The 14,800-nt window shown below is 69.2% G+C and carries 10 protein-coding genes; 2 read left to right on the plus strand and 8 right to left on the minus strand.

What is annotated here, in order from left to right; translation table 11 throughout:
* Positions 1-8: 8 nt before the first annotated feature.
* A complete protein-coding gene (locus ACIQPT_RS24215) occupies positions 9-503 on the minus strand; it encodes a very short patch repair endonuclease (RefSeq protein WP_401158362.1) in 495 nt (164 codons plus the stop codon).
* 9 nt (positions 504-512) lie between these two features.
* On the opposite strand from ACIQPT_RS24215, the gene ACIQPT_RS24220 reads away from it, so the two are divergent.
* A complete protein-coding gene (locus tag ACIQPT_RS24220; protein WP_145809442.1) occupies positions 513-701 on the plus strand; it encodes a hypothetical protein in 189 nt (62 codons plus the stop codon).
* An 18-nt stretch (positions 702-719) separates the two neighbouring features.
* On the opposite strand, the gene ACIQPT_RS24225 is transcribed toward ACIQPT_RS24220, so the two are convergent.
* The 4 genes from ACIQPT_RS24225 to ACIQPT_RS24240 form a co-directional block, all read right to left on the minus strand.
* The gene (locus ACIQPT_RS24225; RefSeq protein WP_321014387.1) at positions 720-2,729 is read right to left on the minus strand and encodes an AIPR family protein; all 2,010 of its coding nucleotides are present in this window, start codon (positions 2,727-2,729) and stop codon (positions 720-722) included.
* Positions 2,722-3,732, minus strand: coding sequence for a PD-(D/E)XK motif protein (locus ACIQPT_RS24230; protein ID WP_401158364.1), 1,011 nt, complete (start codon positions 3,730-3,732; stop codon positions 2,722-2,724). Before ACIQPT_RS24230 ends, ACIQPT_RS24225 begins: the two co-directional genes overlap by 8 nt.
* Positions 3,729-6,515 carry a Z1 domain-containing protein gene (locus ACIQPT_RS24235; protein WP_401158366.1) on the minus strand — a complete coding sequence of 929 codons (2,787 nt, stop codon included), beginning with the start codon at positions 6,513-6,515 and terminating at the stop codon, positions 3,729-3,731. The genes ACIQPT_RS24230 and ACIQPT_RS24235 overlap by 4 nt, the downstream gene beginning before the upstream one ends.
* Before the next feature lie 63 nt (positions 6,516-6,578).
* Positions 6,579-8,054 carry an ATP-binding protein gene (locus tag ACIQPT_RS24240; protein WP_032776858.1) on the minus strand — a complete coding sequence of 492 codons (1,476 nt, stop codon included), beginning with the start codon at positions 8,052-8,054 and terminating at the stop codon, positions 6,579-6,581.
* A 226-nt stretch (positions 8,055-8,280) separates the two neighbouring features.
* Here ACIQPT_RS24240 and ACIQPT_RS24245 point away from each other — a divergent pair, with 226 nt between their 5' ends.
* Complete coding sequence (locus ACIQPT_RS24245) at positions 8,281-8,991, plus strand: hypothetical protein (RefSeq protein ID WP_401158368.1); 711 nt, start codon at positions 8,281-8,283, stop codon at positions 8,989-8,991.
* Between the two features lie 641 nt (positions 8,992-9,632).
* Here ACIQPT_RS24245 and ACIQPT_RS24250 read toward each other — a convergent pair.
* From ACIQPT_RS24250 to ACIQPT_RS24260, 3 genes are read right to left on the minus strand one after another with little or no spacing between them, the layout of a single operon-like run.
* Positions 9,633-11,477, minus strand: a complete 1,845-nt coding sequence (locus ACIQPT_RS24250) for an ABC transporter ATP-binding protein (RefSeq protein ID WP_401158369.1) — start codon at positions 11,475-11,477, stop codon at positions 9,633-9,635.
* Positions 11,474-13,168 carry an ABC transporter ATP-binding protein gene (locus tag ACIQPT_RS24255; RefSeq protein WP_401158371.1) on the minus strand — a complete coding sequence of 565 codons (1,695 nt, stop codon included), beginning with the start codon at positions 13,166-13,168 and terminating at the stop codon, positions 11,474-11,476. Before ACIQPT_RS24255 ends, ACIQPT_RS24250 begins: the two co-directional genes overlap by 4 nt.
* Positions 13,165-14,706 carry an AMP-binding protein gene (locus ACIQPT_RS24260; protein WP_401158373.1) on the minus strand — a complete coding sequence of 514 codons (1,542 nt, stop codon included), beginning with the start codon at positions 14,704-14,706 and terminating at the stop codon, positions 13,165-13,167. The genes ACIQPT_RS24255 and ACIQPT_RS24260 overlap by 4 nt, the downstream gene beginning before the upstream one ends.
* Positions 14,707-14,800 lie beyond the last annotated feature (94 nt).

Below are 14,800 nucleotides of genomic sequence, written 5' to 3' on the forward strand. Positions count from 1 at the left end.
GAGGGTGTTCAGGAGGACTGCCCGACGCAAGCTGTGTACACCCTGCGCGCGGCCTGCTCGACATCGGTGCGGATCTCGCACTCCCAGACGCGGACGACGGTCCACTCCTCTGACTCGGCCGCCATTGTGTTGCGGCGGTCCCGCCCTCTGTTGATCTCGATCTTCTCCCTCCACAGCGAGGCGTTCGGGCCTCGGAAGTCCTTGGGCCCGTGTACAGGGCAGCCGTGCCAGAAGCACCCGTCGACGAAGACGGCGACGCGGTACCTGGGCAGGACGAAGTCCGCTCTGCAGCGGGCCGCCACCCGGCGCTGAAGTCGGAACCTCAGCCCGAGCCGATGCACAGCGCGGCGCAGAGCGACCTCCGGAGCGGTGTCACGTACGCGCCGCCCGCGCAGGTGACCGCTCTTCTCGGTACTGACCCAACCGGTGCCCGCCGTGTCGTCTCCCGTTGCCGTGTTCGATGTCCCGCCGTCGGCCAATCTGGGCGAAGGGAGGGGTGCCACACTCTTCCCATGCTTAGGGAACCATCTGAACTCCGGATCGACAGCCAGGGCCGGATCGAACTCCCCATGAGCCTGCTCGCGGAGGCGGGCATCGCGCCGGAGGCCGCGCTCATCGCGTTCAGTGACGGAGACGGACGGATCGTGCTCCGCCGCGCCGAGGACGCGATGAGGGACCTGATCGAGCGGGGGCAGCTCTGACCGTCGGTGGGGTGTCGTCTACGCCCCGGGGGTGAACCCGAGGGACAGGGCCTCGTTGCGAGCGTGCAGGGCCTGCACCGCCTGCGGCTCGGGGACCTCTTGGTCGAGTTCGAGACGCCTTCCGACGTACTGGGCCAGCTGACGCTGTGCGGGTACGAGGTTGTGGGTCTCCTTGGCCCACTGCTCGAGCGCGTACCACTCGTCCGCGGGGACCATCGTCACCTCATCCCTGGCCCCCTCGTCTCCCTCGGTGCCGCCCGCCAGCGCCCCCTCGTCCAAGGGATGCTCGCGGAGCTCCGACTGCAGGTCGCGGGGGACGGTCCAGCGAACCCTGGAGACCGCGTCCCAACAGCTGGGCTTCTTGGCCCATTCGCCGACGTGGTTACCTTCGCGTGGATTGGTCACCACCGACATGACCCGGGGACACAGATCGTCGATCGCGTCTTCGAGAGCCGGCGAGATCCGCTGTTCACGCCAGATCCGGTCGAGGTCGATGCGCCGGTCCGTGGCGAGGGACAGGCGTGCCACCGTGTAGGTCGTGATCATGCTCTTGTAACTGCCTGCCTCGTGGGTCGCCGCGATGCGGTCGACCGCTTTGAACAGAACAGCCATCGCGATCACGCGTTGGCAGTACTGCACGTCGACGTGAGGGGGCGCCTCGTCGATGCGGACCATGAACGCCGCAAAATTCTTCTGCGCTCCACGACTGACCTGGAACGGAAGGTGGTTCCAAGAGTTGACGTACTTGGCGAGGTCCGCCTTCGTGAACTTCTGCCTCGTAGGGTTGAGCTTCTTGAAGGTGCGCTGCTTCGCAGGGGTCCGGGCCTTGGCCACCTCGTCGGTGTACTGGCCGCGTGCACGCTCGTAAAACCAGTGAGTCTCCTGACCGCTCCCGTCGGTCGCCGACGCCCAAAGGGATCGCGTGATCCGCTGGACGGCCACGTGGTACTCGTGGTTCGAACTGAAGTCGACCAGCGTCACCCGGTTCTGTGTGTTCGAGTACTCGGAGATCATCGGGACGATCTCCGCGAGCCGCTCGGGGGACACCTCCGTCAGTTTCATCTGAACCGACACATGCGAGAGATCCGCCTTGTCGCGGCTCTGCGCGTAGTGCAGTGACGCCGTCGTCTGGCCACCGTTCACCACTTGGAGTCCGTGAACACGGGAAATGCCTGTCGGCTGTCCGTCCGGGCCGTGCACGAAGTCGACCTGCGAGGCGGTCGCCGTGATGCCGTTGTTGTACGCCAGGAACCTGCCGGGCGCACTCAGGAGCGTCTCCCTGATTCCCCGGTTCACCGAGCCACGGGCCTGCAGGAACGAGCGGACGTTGAGTTCGAGGAGTCGGGTGCCGTACTCCCCGTACAGCTCGGCCAGTCTCCGCCCCGGGATGACCGCCATGGCCACCGAGTGGTCCGACTCGCTGCTGGGCGCGGAGACGCACGGCAGCGGAGGTTCGAAGGAGACCACGATGGGCTCGCTGATGCTGCCGGACGTCGCATGGCGGTGCAGCCGCGCCAGGTCCCACACCTCGTGGGTCACGGGGAGACCGTCGAAGTCGGTGGGCGAAACCACGGTGCTGGTGCCGACACGGTTGCTGAGGAGGAAGAGCCGGATCCTCTGTACCTCGGTGAGGGCCTTCTCGACCGCCGCGCACATGTCGTAGACGTCGAACGACTCGTCGATGTGCTGACGCAGCCCGTCCCGGCACCGTTTTACGAACGTCAGCAGCCGCTTGAAGGCCGTCTCGGTCTGGCTCTTCGTGAGCTTGGACTCCAAGGGGCCCAGGGTGAAGTCCGTGACGAACAGGTCGAGGCACTCCCCGGACTCCCCGATGCCATATCCGTGGACCAGATGCCCTTGCGCCTTGTGGTAAGCGGTGAAGGTGTTGGAAGCGATGCCCGCCTGCTCCAGGTCTTCGAAGACCCGTCGGGTGAACGCCTCCGGGGGGTTGGTTCCCTCAGCGTCGGCGGTCGCCTGGACATCTGCCACGAGATCGCGGGAGTACTCGGACAGGTCGAGCTCAGGCATGCAAGCCCCCGATCAGTTCGGTCACCTCGTCGGCCGTGGCGCGGTACTGATCCAGCCCCGAGGTACTCACGTGGTAAGTGCAGTCGCCGACACCTGCGGCGAGATCCGATTCAACAATTCTCGGAAAATCCCCCCGCACATGCCAGAAGTGCAGGTCGCGAAGGGTGTAGCGGGGCTCGTCGTACATGTCGCGCTGTCCGGGAAGGTATCCGGCTTGGATGAGACGCCCATCGAACTGAGCCCGGTCAGCGGAGCTGGTGAGCCGCTCGCGTATGCGTTCGACCAGCCGGTTCAGACTCTCGCCCGATCCACCACGCCGCTCGTCGAGCATCGCCAGTGCCAGCAGCAGCGCGGGCGTGCCGGTGCCGTCCAGCTGCCGCTCGCTGGCGATACGGATGCTACGCGGACGCCTGGCGGTGCTGGCCTTCGCCTCGATCGCCACCTCGGATAGCTGGAAGTCCTGGTTGGCTCCGCTCGGACCAGTCCACGCCTCCACGGCATCAGCCGGGTCGACGGCGGGCAGGACGTGCTCTCGGAGTACGAGGAGCTCGCCCACGAGGCCGCGGCGCGCCTCGGGAGCCAGGCCGTCCCTACTTACGGAGCGAAGGAGGTCCTGCCACCGCTCGAACCTGTCCACGGCGGCGGTCAGGGCGGCAGCGGCCTCGGGGGCGTCCCTGACGGTGTCGGCAACGTCGGTGACGAGCGGGTTGAAAACCTCACGCAGTTCGTTCGCGGTCAGGACCACCTGGAGTTCGTACTCGAGCCGCGACACCGCGCTCAGGTTCATCTCCAGTCCGGCCGCACGCGGCAGCCGCCCCACCGAGCGCACGATGTGGTCCGCGGAGCGGGCGTCGGCCCTGAGGACCAACATGCGTTGGCGACCAGGGTGGGTGACGGACAGGAAGACGTCCAGAGGAGCGTTCGGGTGTAGCCGAAGCCAGGACCTACCGGGCGTGCTCTGGGGGGTCTCCAGGCCACGCCACTCGGCCTCGGTGACGGTCACTCCCCGCCCTCCTCGTCGTCGAAGGCGTCGAGGCCCTCCTGCTGCCAGATGGTGTTCACGACGTACTCCGTGTCGGACTGATGCTCGGAGCGGGGGAAGCTCACCTTGAAGCCCACCAGAGGCGGCTCTGCCTCACCGTCCGGAGAGGCCGCCGGCCGCTCGATCAGGTAGATCAGCAGCAGGGCCTGGTCGCGCCTCCTCTGCCAGCGCAGGTGCTCGCCCGAGGGGGTCTGGGGAACCTTCTCCTTCTTCTTCATCGTCGCGGCCATCTGCGTGGCGTCGAGAGCGGCCTTCACCTGTGCCGGTTCGAGGTCGAGGTACTCGTCAGGCGGGCTGAGCACCCGGCGGATCGTGTAGCGCCCCTCCGTCCTGAAACCGGGATTGATCGCCGCGCGGGTCACCGGCCCGATGGTGTGTCCGGCGACGTTCTGCGGATCCTGTGCCGCGGACTTGCCGACCAGGTGCACCGTCCACTCAGGCAGTTCGCCCACCGCCACGCACTGGTCGATGTACTTCGCGATGAACCTGGGACGGACGCGCTGCGCCATGCGGTCGGTCTCGTAGCTGGAGAGGAAGTCGGCGATCACCTCGGAAGGCACCGACTTCCACGCGACATTGCCGCCCGGAACCTTCGACTCGGCCGCCGCGACGCCGTCGAGCCGCTGGACGAAGTCCTCAAGTGCCTTGAGGTTTTGGTCAACGGTCTTCTGAGCAAGGTTGAAGATCACGGTCTCCGGACCCTCGCCGGAGTAACTGAGCATGACCTTCGTACCCTGGCGCATCTTGTTGGTGGCTGTGATCGCGAGGCCGAGCGAGGAGGCACGTACCTTCAGCCCGAAGTTCCTTGGGGTGAGGTTGAACGCGGCCATTTCCTCCACCTCACGGCGAAGTTCGTCGGTCGCGGCGGTCACCTCGACGTACTTGGCCCGGAGGTCGGACGTCGTGTAGAGACGGCACAGGTCCTCGTACCCCGGGCGGAATCCGAACCACCGGCCCATCTGCAGCAGGGTGTCGTAGGTGTTGGACGTACGCAGGTAGTAGCTGACGGTCAGCCCTTCCAGGGTGAGTCCTCGGGAGAGTTTCTGACCTCCGATGGCGATGACGGAGAGACCGGTCCTACGGTGCTCGAAGTAGTCGAGCGCGTCATGTGAGGCGCCGTTCACCGTCTTGACCACGATCTTGCGCAGGGCCGGCATGACCTGTGGGGCCACCTCCTCCCAGGTCAATGGCTCGGCCTCGTCCGCGGGGAAGTGGTCCGTGGTGGGGACGAAGTCGCGCTCCCACAGGGCTTGGAGCTCTGTCATCCGCTCCGGTGCCTGTCCGTACCGGTCACGGAGCGAGTCCACGAGAAGGCCCAGATGGTCGGCCACTTGGTCACGAACGATCCCCTGGACCGCGGTGAAGCGGGTGACATGCACCAGCATGGAGTTGTGCACCTTCGTCTGCCCCCGCGCCCTGCGAGCGGCACACGAGAGCACGAACGAGGCGATCGCCTCACGCAGAGACCGGGGTAGGTCGTCGGACGGGACGAAGGCGGACTTGTGCTTGCTCGGAACCCAGCACTCGGCGTCGTCCACGGGACGCACGAGCGGCAACGGGGGCACGTCGTCCTCGTCGTCGTTGTCGACCTGGAGTCCGAAGACCCGCTCTGGGCCCAGGTAGTTGGACGGTGAGGGCAGCGTCCGGATGAAGCTGTCGGGGAAAAGATCGGCGCCGAGGGCGGCGTGGTCCACATCGGGATCGATGTAGATGTTGGCGTACGGCGTCGCGGTGTACCCGACGTAGGCCGACTTCTCGAAACTCTGCATGAGGTCTCGGATCGCGGCGTTGGTCTTCGTCGGATCCGCGTCAGGGTCCCGCTTGGTGTTGATGGAGGCGTTGTCGGCCTCGTCGTCGATGACGAAGAGCGGGATGTCGCGCACGACCTTGCGGCCGGTCTCATCCTCGGCGCCTTGTACCTCCGTCACCCACGTACGGAGGTACTCGAGGATCTTCCAGTGCTTCTTCACGACGAGGACGACCGGGAACCGGCCGAGGGGGAAGTTGACCGCGTTGGCCGCCTGACGACCGAAGTCGCCCTTCTCGGAACTGTTAGTGGGCGACGCGATGTCGAGCCTCTTGGCGCCGGGCATCCGCCCAGCACCCATGAGACGGGACTTCCCGTTCTGGTTGGACCGCTGCTGGTGCTGTGTGTCGAAACCCAGGAGGCCCTCGTCGACACGCAGCTGCGTCTGGCTGCGGAGGTCGTTGTGGATTCCGGCCAAGACCACCACGAACTGGTATCCCGCGTCCACGGCCTTCGCGGCGAGCCCGATGTACTGCCCTGTCTTGCCCGACTGAACCTGACCGATCACAAGGCCGGTACGGCGCCAGGAGCCGATGCGGCGCGGGTCCTCCAGCTGGCTCAGGACCTCGTCCGTGCTCTGGTCCAGCCGACGCACGACTACCGGGGGCAGGCTACGGACGTCCTCGAGGTAGCGACGGTAGCGCTCCCAGAAGTCCCATTCGCGGTCGTTCTTCGCCTCCGGCAGCCACGGCTCGTGGCCCCTGTCGCTCTCCAGACCGGAGGAGCCCTCCTGGAAAACGGCGGTTATTGCCTCGATCTCCTTGGCCAGCTGGTCTCGATCGACAACCTCCCCTTGGCCGGCCAACATCCCGAAGATGACGGTGACGGCGTTCTGCACCTCTTCCGGAGTCGGCTGACGGTCCTGGGACAGCAGTGCGAGAACCAGGCGCCTGGCTTTGGCAAGGGACTCGAAGGAGTCCTCAGGGGTGGAACTCACAGCTGACCTCCAGCTGAACGGGGACGGTATCGGGCTGGGTAGGGGCGACTACTGACAACGGGCTCACCCACTCCAGAAGCCCTGCATTTGATCGAAGGGGGGCATGGTCCGGAGTCGCTCCCGGGCAGCTGCGGGCGAACGACCGTCGGTGACCATCGCCTCGTAGATCCGTTGTGCGACCTCCGTCGCGCCGGCGTCGGCAGGTCCCGGACCGCCAAAGGGCTCGGGGTCGTCACTGGTGTCCGTCTCATGCATCACACGGAGGGCCGTAACCGGCACGGTCTCCTCCAACAGGCGGATGAGGGCTCGCACGTCGTCTGTACTGGCGCCGCCGGGGCGTAGCGCCGCCCTCACCAAGGGGTGACCACGGTTGATCCTGCAGGTGACCTGGTCACTCGCACGGCGGACGTTCCACGCGTAGAGGAGTGGGTCACCGTGCGTTCGCGCCGCGATCTGCCCGCGGTGGCGCAGCACGTCGGCAGCCCTCCTCCGAGCCTGCAGAGCGATCCGGCGGAGGTGGGGACGCAGGCCGACGGGCGGCACAACGCTGGACTTGCGGACGTCGACGCCCCACTCGACGTCCGTCCCGGCGGGGATGTCCACGGCGATCCGTGCCAGGTTGTACTTCTCCTCGCGGCGTACACCGCGCTGGCCAAGCCAGTCGCCGGCCAGGATCAGACGGTCCCGCCGGTACACGTAGAACCCCTGCTGGTCGAGCCAACCGCGTGGGCCGCTGGCCTTGTCGTACTCGGCAGGCGTGAGCCGCTGCGCGCTGGGGAGGACGAACGCCTCCACTCGTACGAAGCCGGTGCCGAGCGGAAGTTGCTCCACAGGGAGGGGCTGAACAGAAGGGTGACCGGAGAGGAAGGGGTCCCAGGGCTCGACCGGGCTACCGGAGACACGCATGGTACGGCGACGACTGCCCGTCAGGAACCGGGCGAAGACCATGCCCAAGTGCGACTCCGCGCGGGCGGCCTCTGCGTAGAACTGCTTCTGGGTCCGCTCGTCGTCCTCGGTCACGCCGTCGACGTGGTATCCGTTTAGCCGCCGCCACAAAACGACCGTGCCATGATCAGCCCTACCGCGGATCCTGTCGAGCAGGTCCGCCGTCGCCTCGTCCGCGCCGTGCAGCAGCCTCCACTCACCGAACTTCTCAACGACGTCGAGATCCCACGTACGTACGTGCCACTCTCCGGAGACAGCGGTCGCGACGGTGAGCTGACGGGCCTGGGAGAACGACGCGGACTTGAGTCCGACGCCGAAGCGCCCCAGGTCCGTGGCGGTACGCGGTGTGGCGGGACCGCGCGCAGCCACGGTCATGGCGGTCACGAGATCGTCCGCGCTCATCCCTTCGCCGTTGTCGACGACAGCGATCCACGAGTCCTGTCCAGCCCATGTGAACTCGATGTCGATGTTGGCTGCCTTCGCGGAGATGCTGTTGTCCACGAGATCCGCGATGGCGGCGGGCAGTGAATAGCCGAGAGAGCTGAGCGATGCGACCATGCCTGCAGGTTCAGGGGCTGCGATGTCGTATTTCATGCCCAGTTCCAGCCCTGCTCCCGTTGCAACCCCTTGCCGACGCCTGGTGTCCGAGCGATCCGTGGAGCTGAGAACCGAGACGTTCCTCTGGACGTCTCGTAAGTAGCTCTGTCCTCATCCCCCGGGCCAAATCCCCACCTACGCAGGATGGTAGTTGAGCCTGGCCAGCAAGGTCGGTGCCTCGGCTGGTCTACATCACTTTCCCGCACCGGCGTAGTCTGCGAAGGTGCTCCACGAAGTCACCGAGGATGGAGGGCTGGGCTTCTGCCATCACGTCCTCCCGGGTCTGCTGCCGCCCGGCTACCACGGTCCGTTGGTCGTCGCCGTCGACTCGAACGTCCTGATCGACCTTCAGCAGCATGGGGCCGCGCTCATGAACGACGAGTCGCTGCCCGATCGAGTTGCGGCGGACATCGCCTACACCGACGAGCTGTACGGCCTCGCGGACCTTCTCAACCTGTGGCTGTTGCGCGACATTCGATTCGTGGTAACCCCCCGCTCAAAGACCGACGCCAAGAAGGTCACCGAGCGCTTCCTGGAACACAGGCTTCCGTCGATCAACGCGTTAGCGGACAGCTTGGCATTCCAGGTGGGAAACTGGTCTGTGCCTGCGCCGTCACAGGGACCGTCGCCCACTCCCGTCGGTGAAGTGACCGGCCTTCCTGATGGCGCTGACCGCGACTTGGTACTTGAGGCTCAGGCCGTTGGCGCTCACGTTTTCCTCACCCGTGACCGGCTTGTCTTGGAACGTGCGGAGCTCGCCGGGCCCCCTATGGCCCTGCTCCCGCCCCAGGGCTTGGCGGCCGAGCTCCTTGCCGCCGGAGTCCAACCTCTCCTCGGGGGCACGTGCGGCGGCGACGGGTGCCCGTACCTTGTCTGGGGGCTCCCTGCCCCAGATATGGGCAAGTGGGGCGGACTCCTCTCCGTGCTGGAGTAGCCGGAGAATCGAGGTCGGCGGCGGCATTCACAGGCGAATCTGACATGGGCTCTTTTGAGTTGGGGAGGCTGCCGGACCATGACTTCTAGGTGGTCTGCCGAGAGTCGTTCAGCAATCTCCCTGTCATCCCGCTGGAGATCTTCCCGCGCGGCCGGGACTGTACGGCAGAGCCGAGCGCGTGTTCGCGCTCCGGGAAGCTGAACGGAACACATGGCTCCAGAAACGCCAGATCCTGCGGGATCCGTCCGGGTGCTCCGACGCTGCTCGCGATCAAGCGCTGGTCACCGACCTGATGCGCAAGCACGACAACAGACGCTGCCCGCTGGGAGCCATCTGGGAGCCAGCCCGCTCCCGAAGCCTCTTCCAGACAGCCCGAGACCATTCCAATCCAACCTCCTGAGCAGGCAAAACACTAAACTGCTCGGTGTCGTTCTTGATCGAACCTCGTTCGGAACGAAGATGTCGTGGGTTCAAATCCCGCCACCCCGACAGCTGAAACACCAGGTCAAGGGCCTGATCCACTGAGTGGATCAGGCCCTTGACCTATTCCTGGGGTCATGGCCGCCGAGAAGGCCGGCCCCGGCTTCCCGTGGTCCGGCCCCTCGCGCAGGCGCAGGCGCAGGCGCAAGTTCCCGTGCCCGTCAGGCCGGGAGGTCCTTGGCCGGGGGTTCGTTGCCGCGGGCGGACTCCCAGGAGTGCCAGAGGGAGGCGTACGCTCCCTGCGCCGCGAGGAGTTTGTCGTGGCTGCCGAGTTCGACGATCCGGCCGTGGTCCATGACCGCGATGCGGTCGGCGTCCCGGACGGAGTCCAGGCGGTGCACGATCGAGATCACCGTCCGGCCCTCGATCAGGGCCGCGAGCGAGCGTTCCACCCGGCGCGACGCGGTGGAGTCCAGCAGGGCGGTGGCCTCGTCGAGGACCAGGGTGTGCGGGTCGCAGATCAGCAGGCGGGCCAGGGCGAGCTGCTGGGCGGTGGACGGGGGGACCGGGGCGGCGCCCGGTCCGATCTCGCTGTCCAGGCCGTCGGGCAGCGTCCGTGCCCAGTCCGCGAGGAGGACCGTCTCCAGCGCCTCCCACAGCGGCCCGTCCTCCGCTTCCGGTTCTTCTCCCCCGCCGGTCAGGGTGAGGTTGTCCCGCAGCGTGCCGCTGAAGACGTACTGCTCCTGCGTCACCAGCACGATCTCGCGGCGCAGCTGCTCGACCGGAAGGCCGGACACCTCGGCTCCGCCGATGCGCACGGTTCCCCGGTCCGGGTGGTGCACACCGGCCAGCAGCTTGCCGAGCGTGGACTTGCCCGCGCCCGATGCGCCCACCACGACGAGGCGTTCACCGGGCGCGATGTCGAGGTCGATCCCGGTCAGGACCACCCGGTCCGGCCCGTACCCGAAGGCGACCCCTTCGAGGCGGATCGCGTGGCCCTCGGTGGGCGCGGGCGGGCGCTTCTCCTCGCTCGGGAGCAGGTCCACGCCCAGGATGCGGCGCAACGCCGCGTTGCCGATCTGGAGTTCGTCCGTCCAGGTCAGCAGGTCGTCGAGGGGTTCACCGAGGGCCTGTACGTAGAGGACCACCGCGGTGACCTCGGCCAGGCCCACCTCGCCCCGCTGGTAGGCGAGGCCGCCGATCAGCAGGGTCAGGGCCATCGGGACCATGGTGGCGAGGTCCAGGCTGGGGAACCAGACGGTCTGCAGCCAGGTGGTGCGCTGCCGCGTGCGGACCACGGCGTCGACCGCCCGGCCGTGCCGTGCGCGCTGCCGCGTCCCCAGCCCGAGGGACTCGACGGTCGCGGCGCCCCGCGCGGTCTCGTGCACCGCGGCCAGGACGTCGGCCTCCTGGGCGAGCAGCCGCTCGTACGCCCGGGTCGCGCGCGGCCGGTACCACCACGTCGACAGCACCGCGAACGGCAGCCCCGCCAGCAGCGCGAGTGAGAGCAGCGGCGAGGTCAGCACGATCGCGGCGACCGTGAACACCAGGGTGACGGCCGCGAGCGCGATCCGTGGCACGGCCTGCCGGATGCTCTCGTTGAGCCGGTCGGCGTCGGTCGTGGCGCGGCTGAGGAGGTCGCCGGTGCCGACGCTCTCGACCTGGGCCAGCGGCAGCCCGAGGACCCGGTGGACGAAGTGCTCGCGGGTGCGGGCCAGGACGCGTTCGCCGAGCAGGGTGGCCTGCGTGCGGGCCGCGCGGGCGAGCAGCGCGTGACCGACCAGGACGCCGAAGAAGACCAGGGCGAACAGGTCGACCCGGCCCGTGCCGGTGCCGTCCTTGACAGACTCGACCAGCCGGCCGAGCAGCCGGGGGCCCACCAGCCCGGCGAGCAGCGCGGCGGCGAACAGACCGAAGGTGAGGGCCAGTCGGCGGGCCTCGCGGCGCAGGAACGCGCCGACCCAGGCGCGTACGTCGGCCCGGCCGGCCAGCGGCAGCCGCCCGAGTGCCGCGACCTCTCCGGCGGGGTCGGGCCCGGCGCTCGCCCGGGTGGGAGTGATCGTCACGAGGGCTCTCCTGCGGGGCGGTCGGGGCCTGCGGGGGCGGGGTCCGCGTCCAGGCGGATCTCGTGGTCGGCGACCCCGCGCCACAGCGGGCTGTCGCTGAACACGAGGGTGGTCCGTCCCGTGCGGAGCGCGGCCACCCGCTCCGCCACCCGGGCCTCGGTGTGGGCGTCGACGGAGGCGGTGGGGTCCTCCAGGACCAGCACATCGGGGGATGCGAGCAACGCGCGTGCCAGCACCAGGCGTTGGCGCTGACCTCCGGACAGTGCCCGGCCTCCCTCGTCCACCCGGGCGTCGAGCCCGCCGGGGAGCGCGTCGATCACGTCGGTGGCGTCGGCGGCGCGTAGCGCCCGGTCCAGCGACTCCGGGGAACGGGAGGGCGTCGCGGCGGTCAGCTCCTCCCGTACGGTGCCGGTGAACAGCGGGTCGCCGGGGCCGGAGCGCAGCGTTCTGGCACGCAGTTCGGCGAGGTCCACACGGTCGAGCGGTACGCCGCCGAGCAGCACGGGCGGGGCGCCGTCCGACCGTACGGGCCGGGTGAGGCGGTCGGCGAGGTCGCCGGTCCGGTCGGTGGGCGCCACGACCACGGTCAGCCGCCCGGCCCGGGCGGTGATGCCGGTCTCCGGATCGGTGAGGGAGAGCGGTCCGGGGGGCAGCGGTTCGGGGTGCGCGGGCGCGACGGTGTCGGGTTCCAGTTGCAGCAGGGTGCAGATCCGGCCCGCGGCGACCCGGGCCAGGCTCACCGTCTCGGCGGCCTCGGTCGCGGTGCTGACGGGCAGGGTGAGGAAGGCCGAAGCACCGTAGAACGCGATGAGTTCACCGGCGGTGATGGTGCCGTCGAGGGCGAGGCGGGCGCCGAACCAGACGATGCCGACGGTGACGAGGCCGGGCAGCAGGACGCCCGCCGCCTGGAGCCATGCCTCCATCCGTCCGGCCGACTCGCCCGCCCTGCGCACCTGTTGGCTGGTGCGGCGGAAACGCTCGGCGAAGCGTGTCTCGCCGCCGATGCCGCGCAGGATGCGCAGGCCCGCGACGATGTCCCCCGCCTGGGAGGTGGCGATGCCCATCTGCTCGCGCTGGGCCTCGTCGCGCGCCTGGAGCGGGCGGAGCAGGGGTCCGATGCTGAGTACGGCGGCGGGCACGCCGATGAGGACGGCGAGGCCGAGCAGCGGGGAGGTGACCGTGAGCGCGACGGTCACGAGGGCGGCGGCGATCACCGCCCCGACCGTACGGCCCACGACCTCGAACGCCTGGCCGATGCTCTCGACGTCGGCGGCGGCCGAGGCCGCCACGTCCCCGGAGCGGGCCTTGGCGCGCAGCGTGGCGCCGAGCCGGACCACCTGGCTCATCAGCACCCGGTGGCTGTACGACACGGCGTGCGCCTCGGCTCCGACGGCGGCCTGGATCAGGCCCGCGCCCGCGAGGGCCTGGACGACGCCGAGGCCGAGCGCCACCAGGGCCCACAGCACCACGTCACCCGCGCCACCGCCCTGCCCGGCCCCGTCGATGGCCTGCCCGACGACCAGCGGGGTCAGGGCGAGCGGCACCATCCAGACCGTGCCGAGCAGCGCGCTGAGCACCAGCGGCCAGGGGCGGACACGGACCAGCCACCAGAGGAAGGACCAGGGGCCCCGGACGTTCACCTCGGGTACGGCGGCCGGGGCGACCGAGGGGTCGAAGAGCCGGTTCGTCACAGGTACCGGTCCCGGGTGGCCGTGCGGTCGACCTTGCCGGTGCGGGTGTGGGCGAGAGCCGGGACCACGATGATCCGGTCGGGAACACAGTGGTCGGGGAGGACGGCCCGCAGCCGCTCCCGCAACGTGTCGGCGGTGGCGGTGGCGGTGGCATGGGCTTCGGTGGCGGTGGCGGTGGGGAGCGGAGTCGTGGTGCCCGGGCCCAGGACCACGAAGGCGACCAGCACCGTGTGTTCGCCCTTGATGTGCGGGGCGGCGGCCACCGCGCTCACGCCGGGGAGCCGCCCGAGCGCCTCCTCGACGTCCAGCAGGTCCACCCGGTGGCTGCGGATCTTGACCTGGTGGTCGAGGCGGCCGTGGAAGACCAGACCGCCGTCGGCGGCCTCGTGGACGAGGTCGCCGGTGCGGTACCAGCGGGCCGGGCCGTCGCCGAGATCGGCCTCCGTGAAGCAGGCGGCGGTGCGCTCGGGGTCGTCGAGGTATCCGATGGCGAGCTGCGGGCCGGCCACCCACAGTTCACCGGGGCCGTCGGGCGCCTCCGGACGGGGTACGACGGCCTGGCGCACGGACGGCAGCGGGCGTCCGATCGGCACGCCCTCGGGGAACGGGCCCGCGCTGTCCGGCCCGGCGAGGACGGCGCTGTGGGTGACGAGGGCAGTCTCGGTGGAGCCGTAGGTGTTGAGCAGCCGGACGTGACCGGCGCCGAGCCGGTCCCAGCGCTCCAGCATGTCCGGGCGGACGCCCTCGCCGCCGATGACCACGGTCTCGACGCGGTCGGGGAGTTTGCGACCTGTCTCCAGCAGGTGGCCGGTGTAGATGTGCCAGTAGTCGACGGGCAGGTTGACGAGGGTGACCTCGTGGTCGGTGAGGACCCGGTCGAGGTCGGTCTCGGCCTCCTCGTCGAGGACGACGATCCCGCCCGCGAGCAGGGTGGGCAGGATCTCCTCCAGGCAGGTGTCGCCGTCCGCCCGGTGGAAGTTGAGGGCGACGGTGGCCGGACCCGCGCCGTACCGCTCGATCAGGTGGGGAAGGACGGCGTGCAGTGCGCCGTGCGGGATCGCGGCGGCCTTGGGGGCCCCGGTGGAGCCCGAGGTGAACAGCACGTAGGCAGGGTCCTCGGCCCGGACGGGTTCCCCGCTCTGCCGCGAAAGAGGTCGCGGGCGGCCCCAGTTGGGGCGCAGGACGCGCGGTACGGCCGGCAGTCGCCCGCTGTCGGCGGTGGCGACCAGCTCCTCGCAGCCGAGGGCGCGCAGCGCCTCGTCGGGGTGGCCGTCGGGGCCCTCGCCCACGGGGACGAAGGCGCGCCCGGCCGCGAGGATGCCGAGGACGGCGGCGATGTCGCGGACGCTGTGGTGGACCGCGACGCCCACGGGCGGTTGCGGACCCGGGGCGCGGGCGGCGACCAGATCGGCCACCGCCTCCGCCCAGCCGGCCAGCCGGCCGTACGTGACGGTGACTCCGTTGTCGACGACGGCGGGCCGGTCGGGCTGCGATCGGGCGAGGGCGAAGAAGGGGTCGAGCACGCTGGGCAGGGTCATGGCAGGCGTCTCCACTGGTCCGTCCGTGGGGGGGAGAGGGGCGGGGTGCGGTCGGCGACGAACCGTCAGCCCTCGTTCGAGCGGGTGCTTCACC

This window comes from Streptomyces sp. NPDC091289 (assembly GCF_044757365.1).
GTDB lineage: Bacteria > Actinomycetota > Actinomycetes > Streptomycetales > Streptomycetaceae > Streptomyces.

What these genes read in the sequence shown, in the direction of transcription:
- ACIQPT_RS24220 (WP_145809442.1), top strand. Translation starts at nt 513, where the DNA reads ATGCTTAGGGAACCATCTGAACTCCGGATCGACAGCCAGGGCCGGATC.
- ACIQPT_RS24225 (WP_321014387.1), bottom strand. Translation starts at nt 2,729, where the DNA reads ATGCCTGAGCTCGACCTGTCCGAGTACTCCCGCGATCTCGTGGCAGAT.
- ACIQPT_RS24240 (WP_032776858.1), bottom strand. Translation starts at nt 8,054, where the DNA reads ATGAAATACGACATCGCAGCCCCTGAACCTGCAGGCATGGTCGCATCG.
- ACIQPT_RS24260 (WP_401158373.1), bottom strand. Translation starts at nt 14,706, where the DNA reads ATGACCCTGCCCAGCGTGCTCGACCCCTTCTTCGCCCTCGCCCGATCG.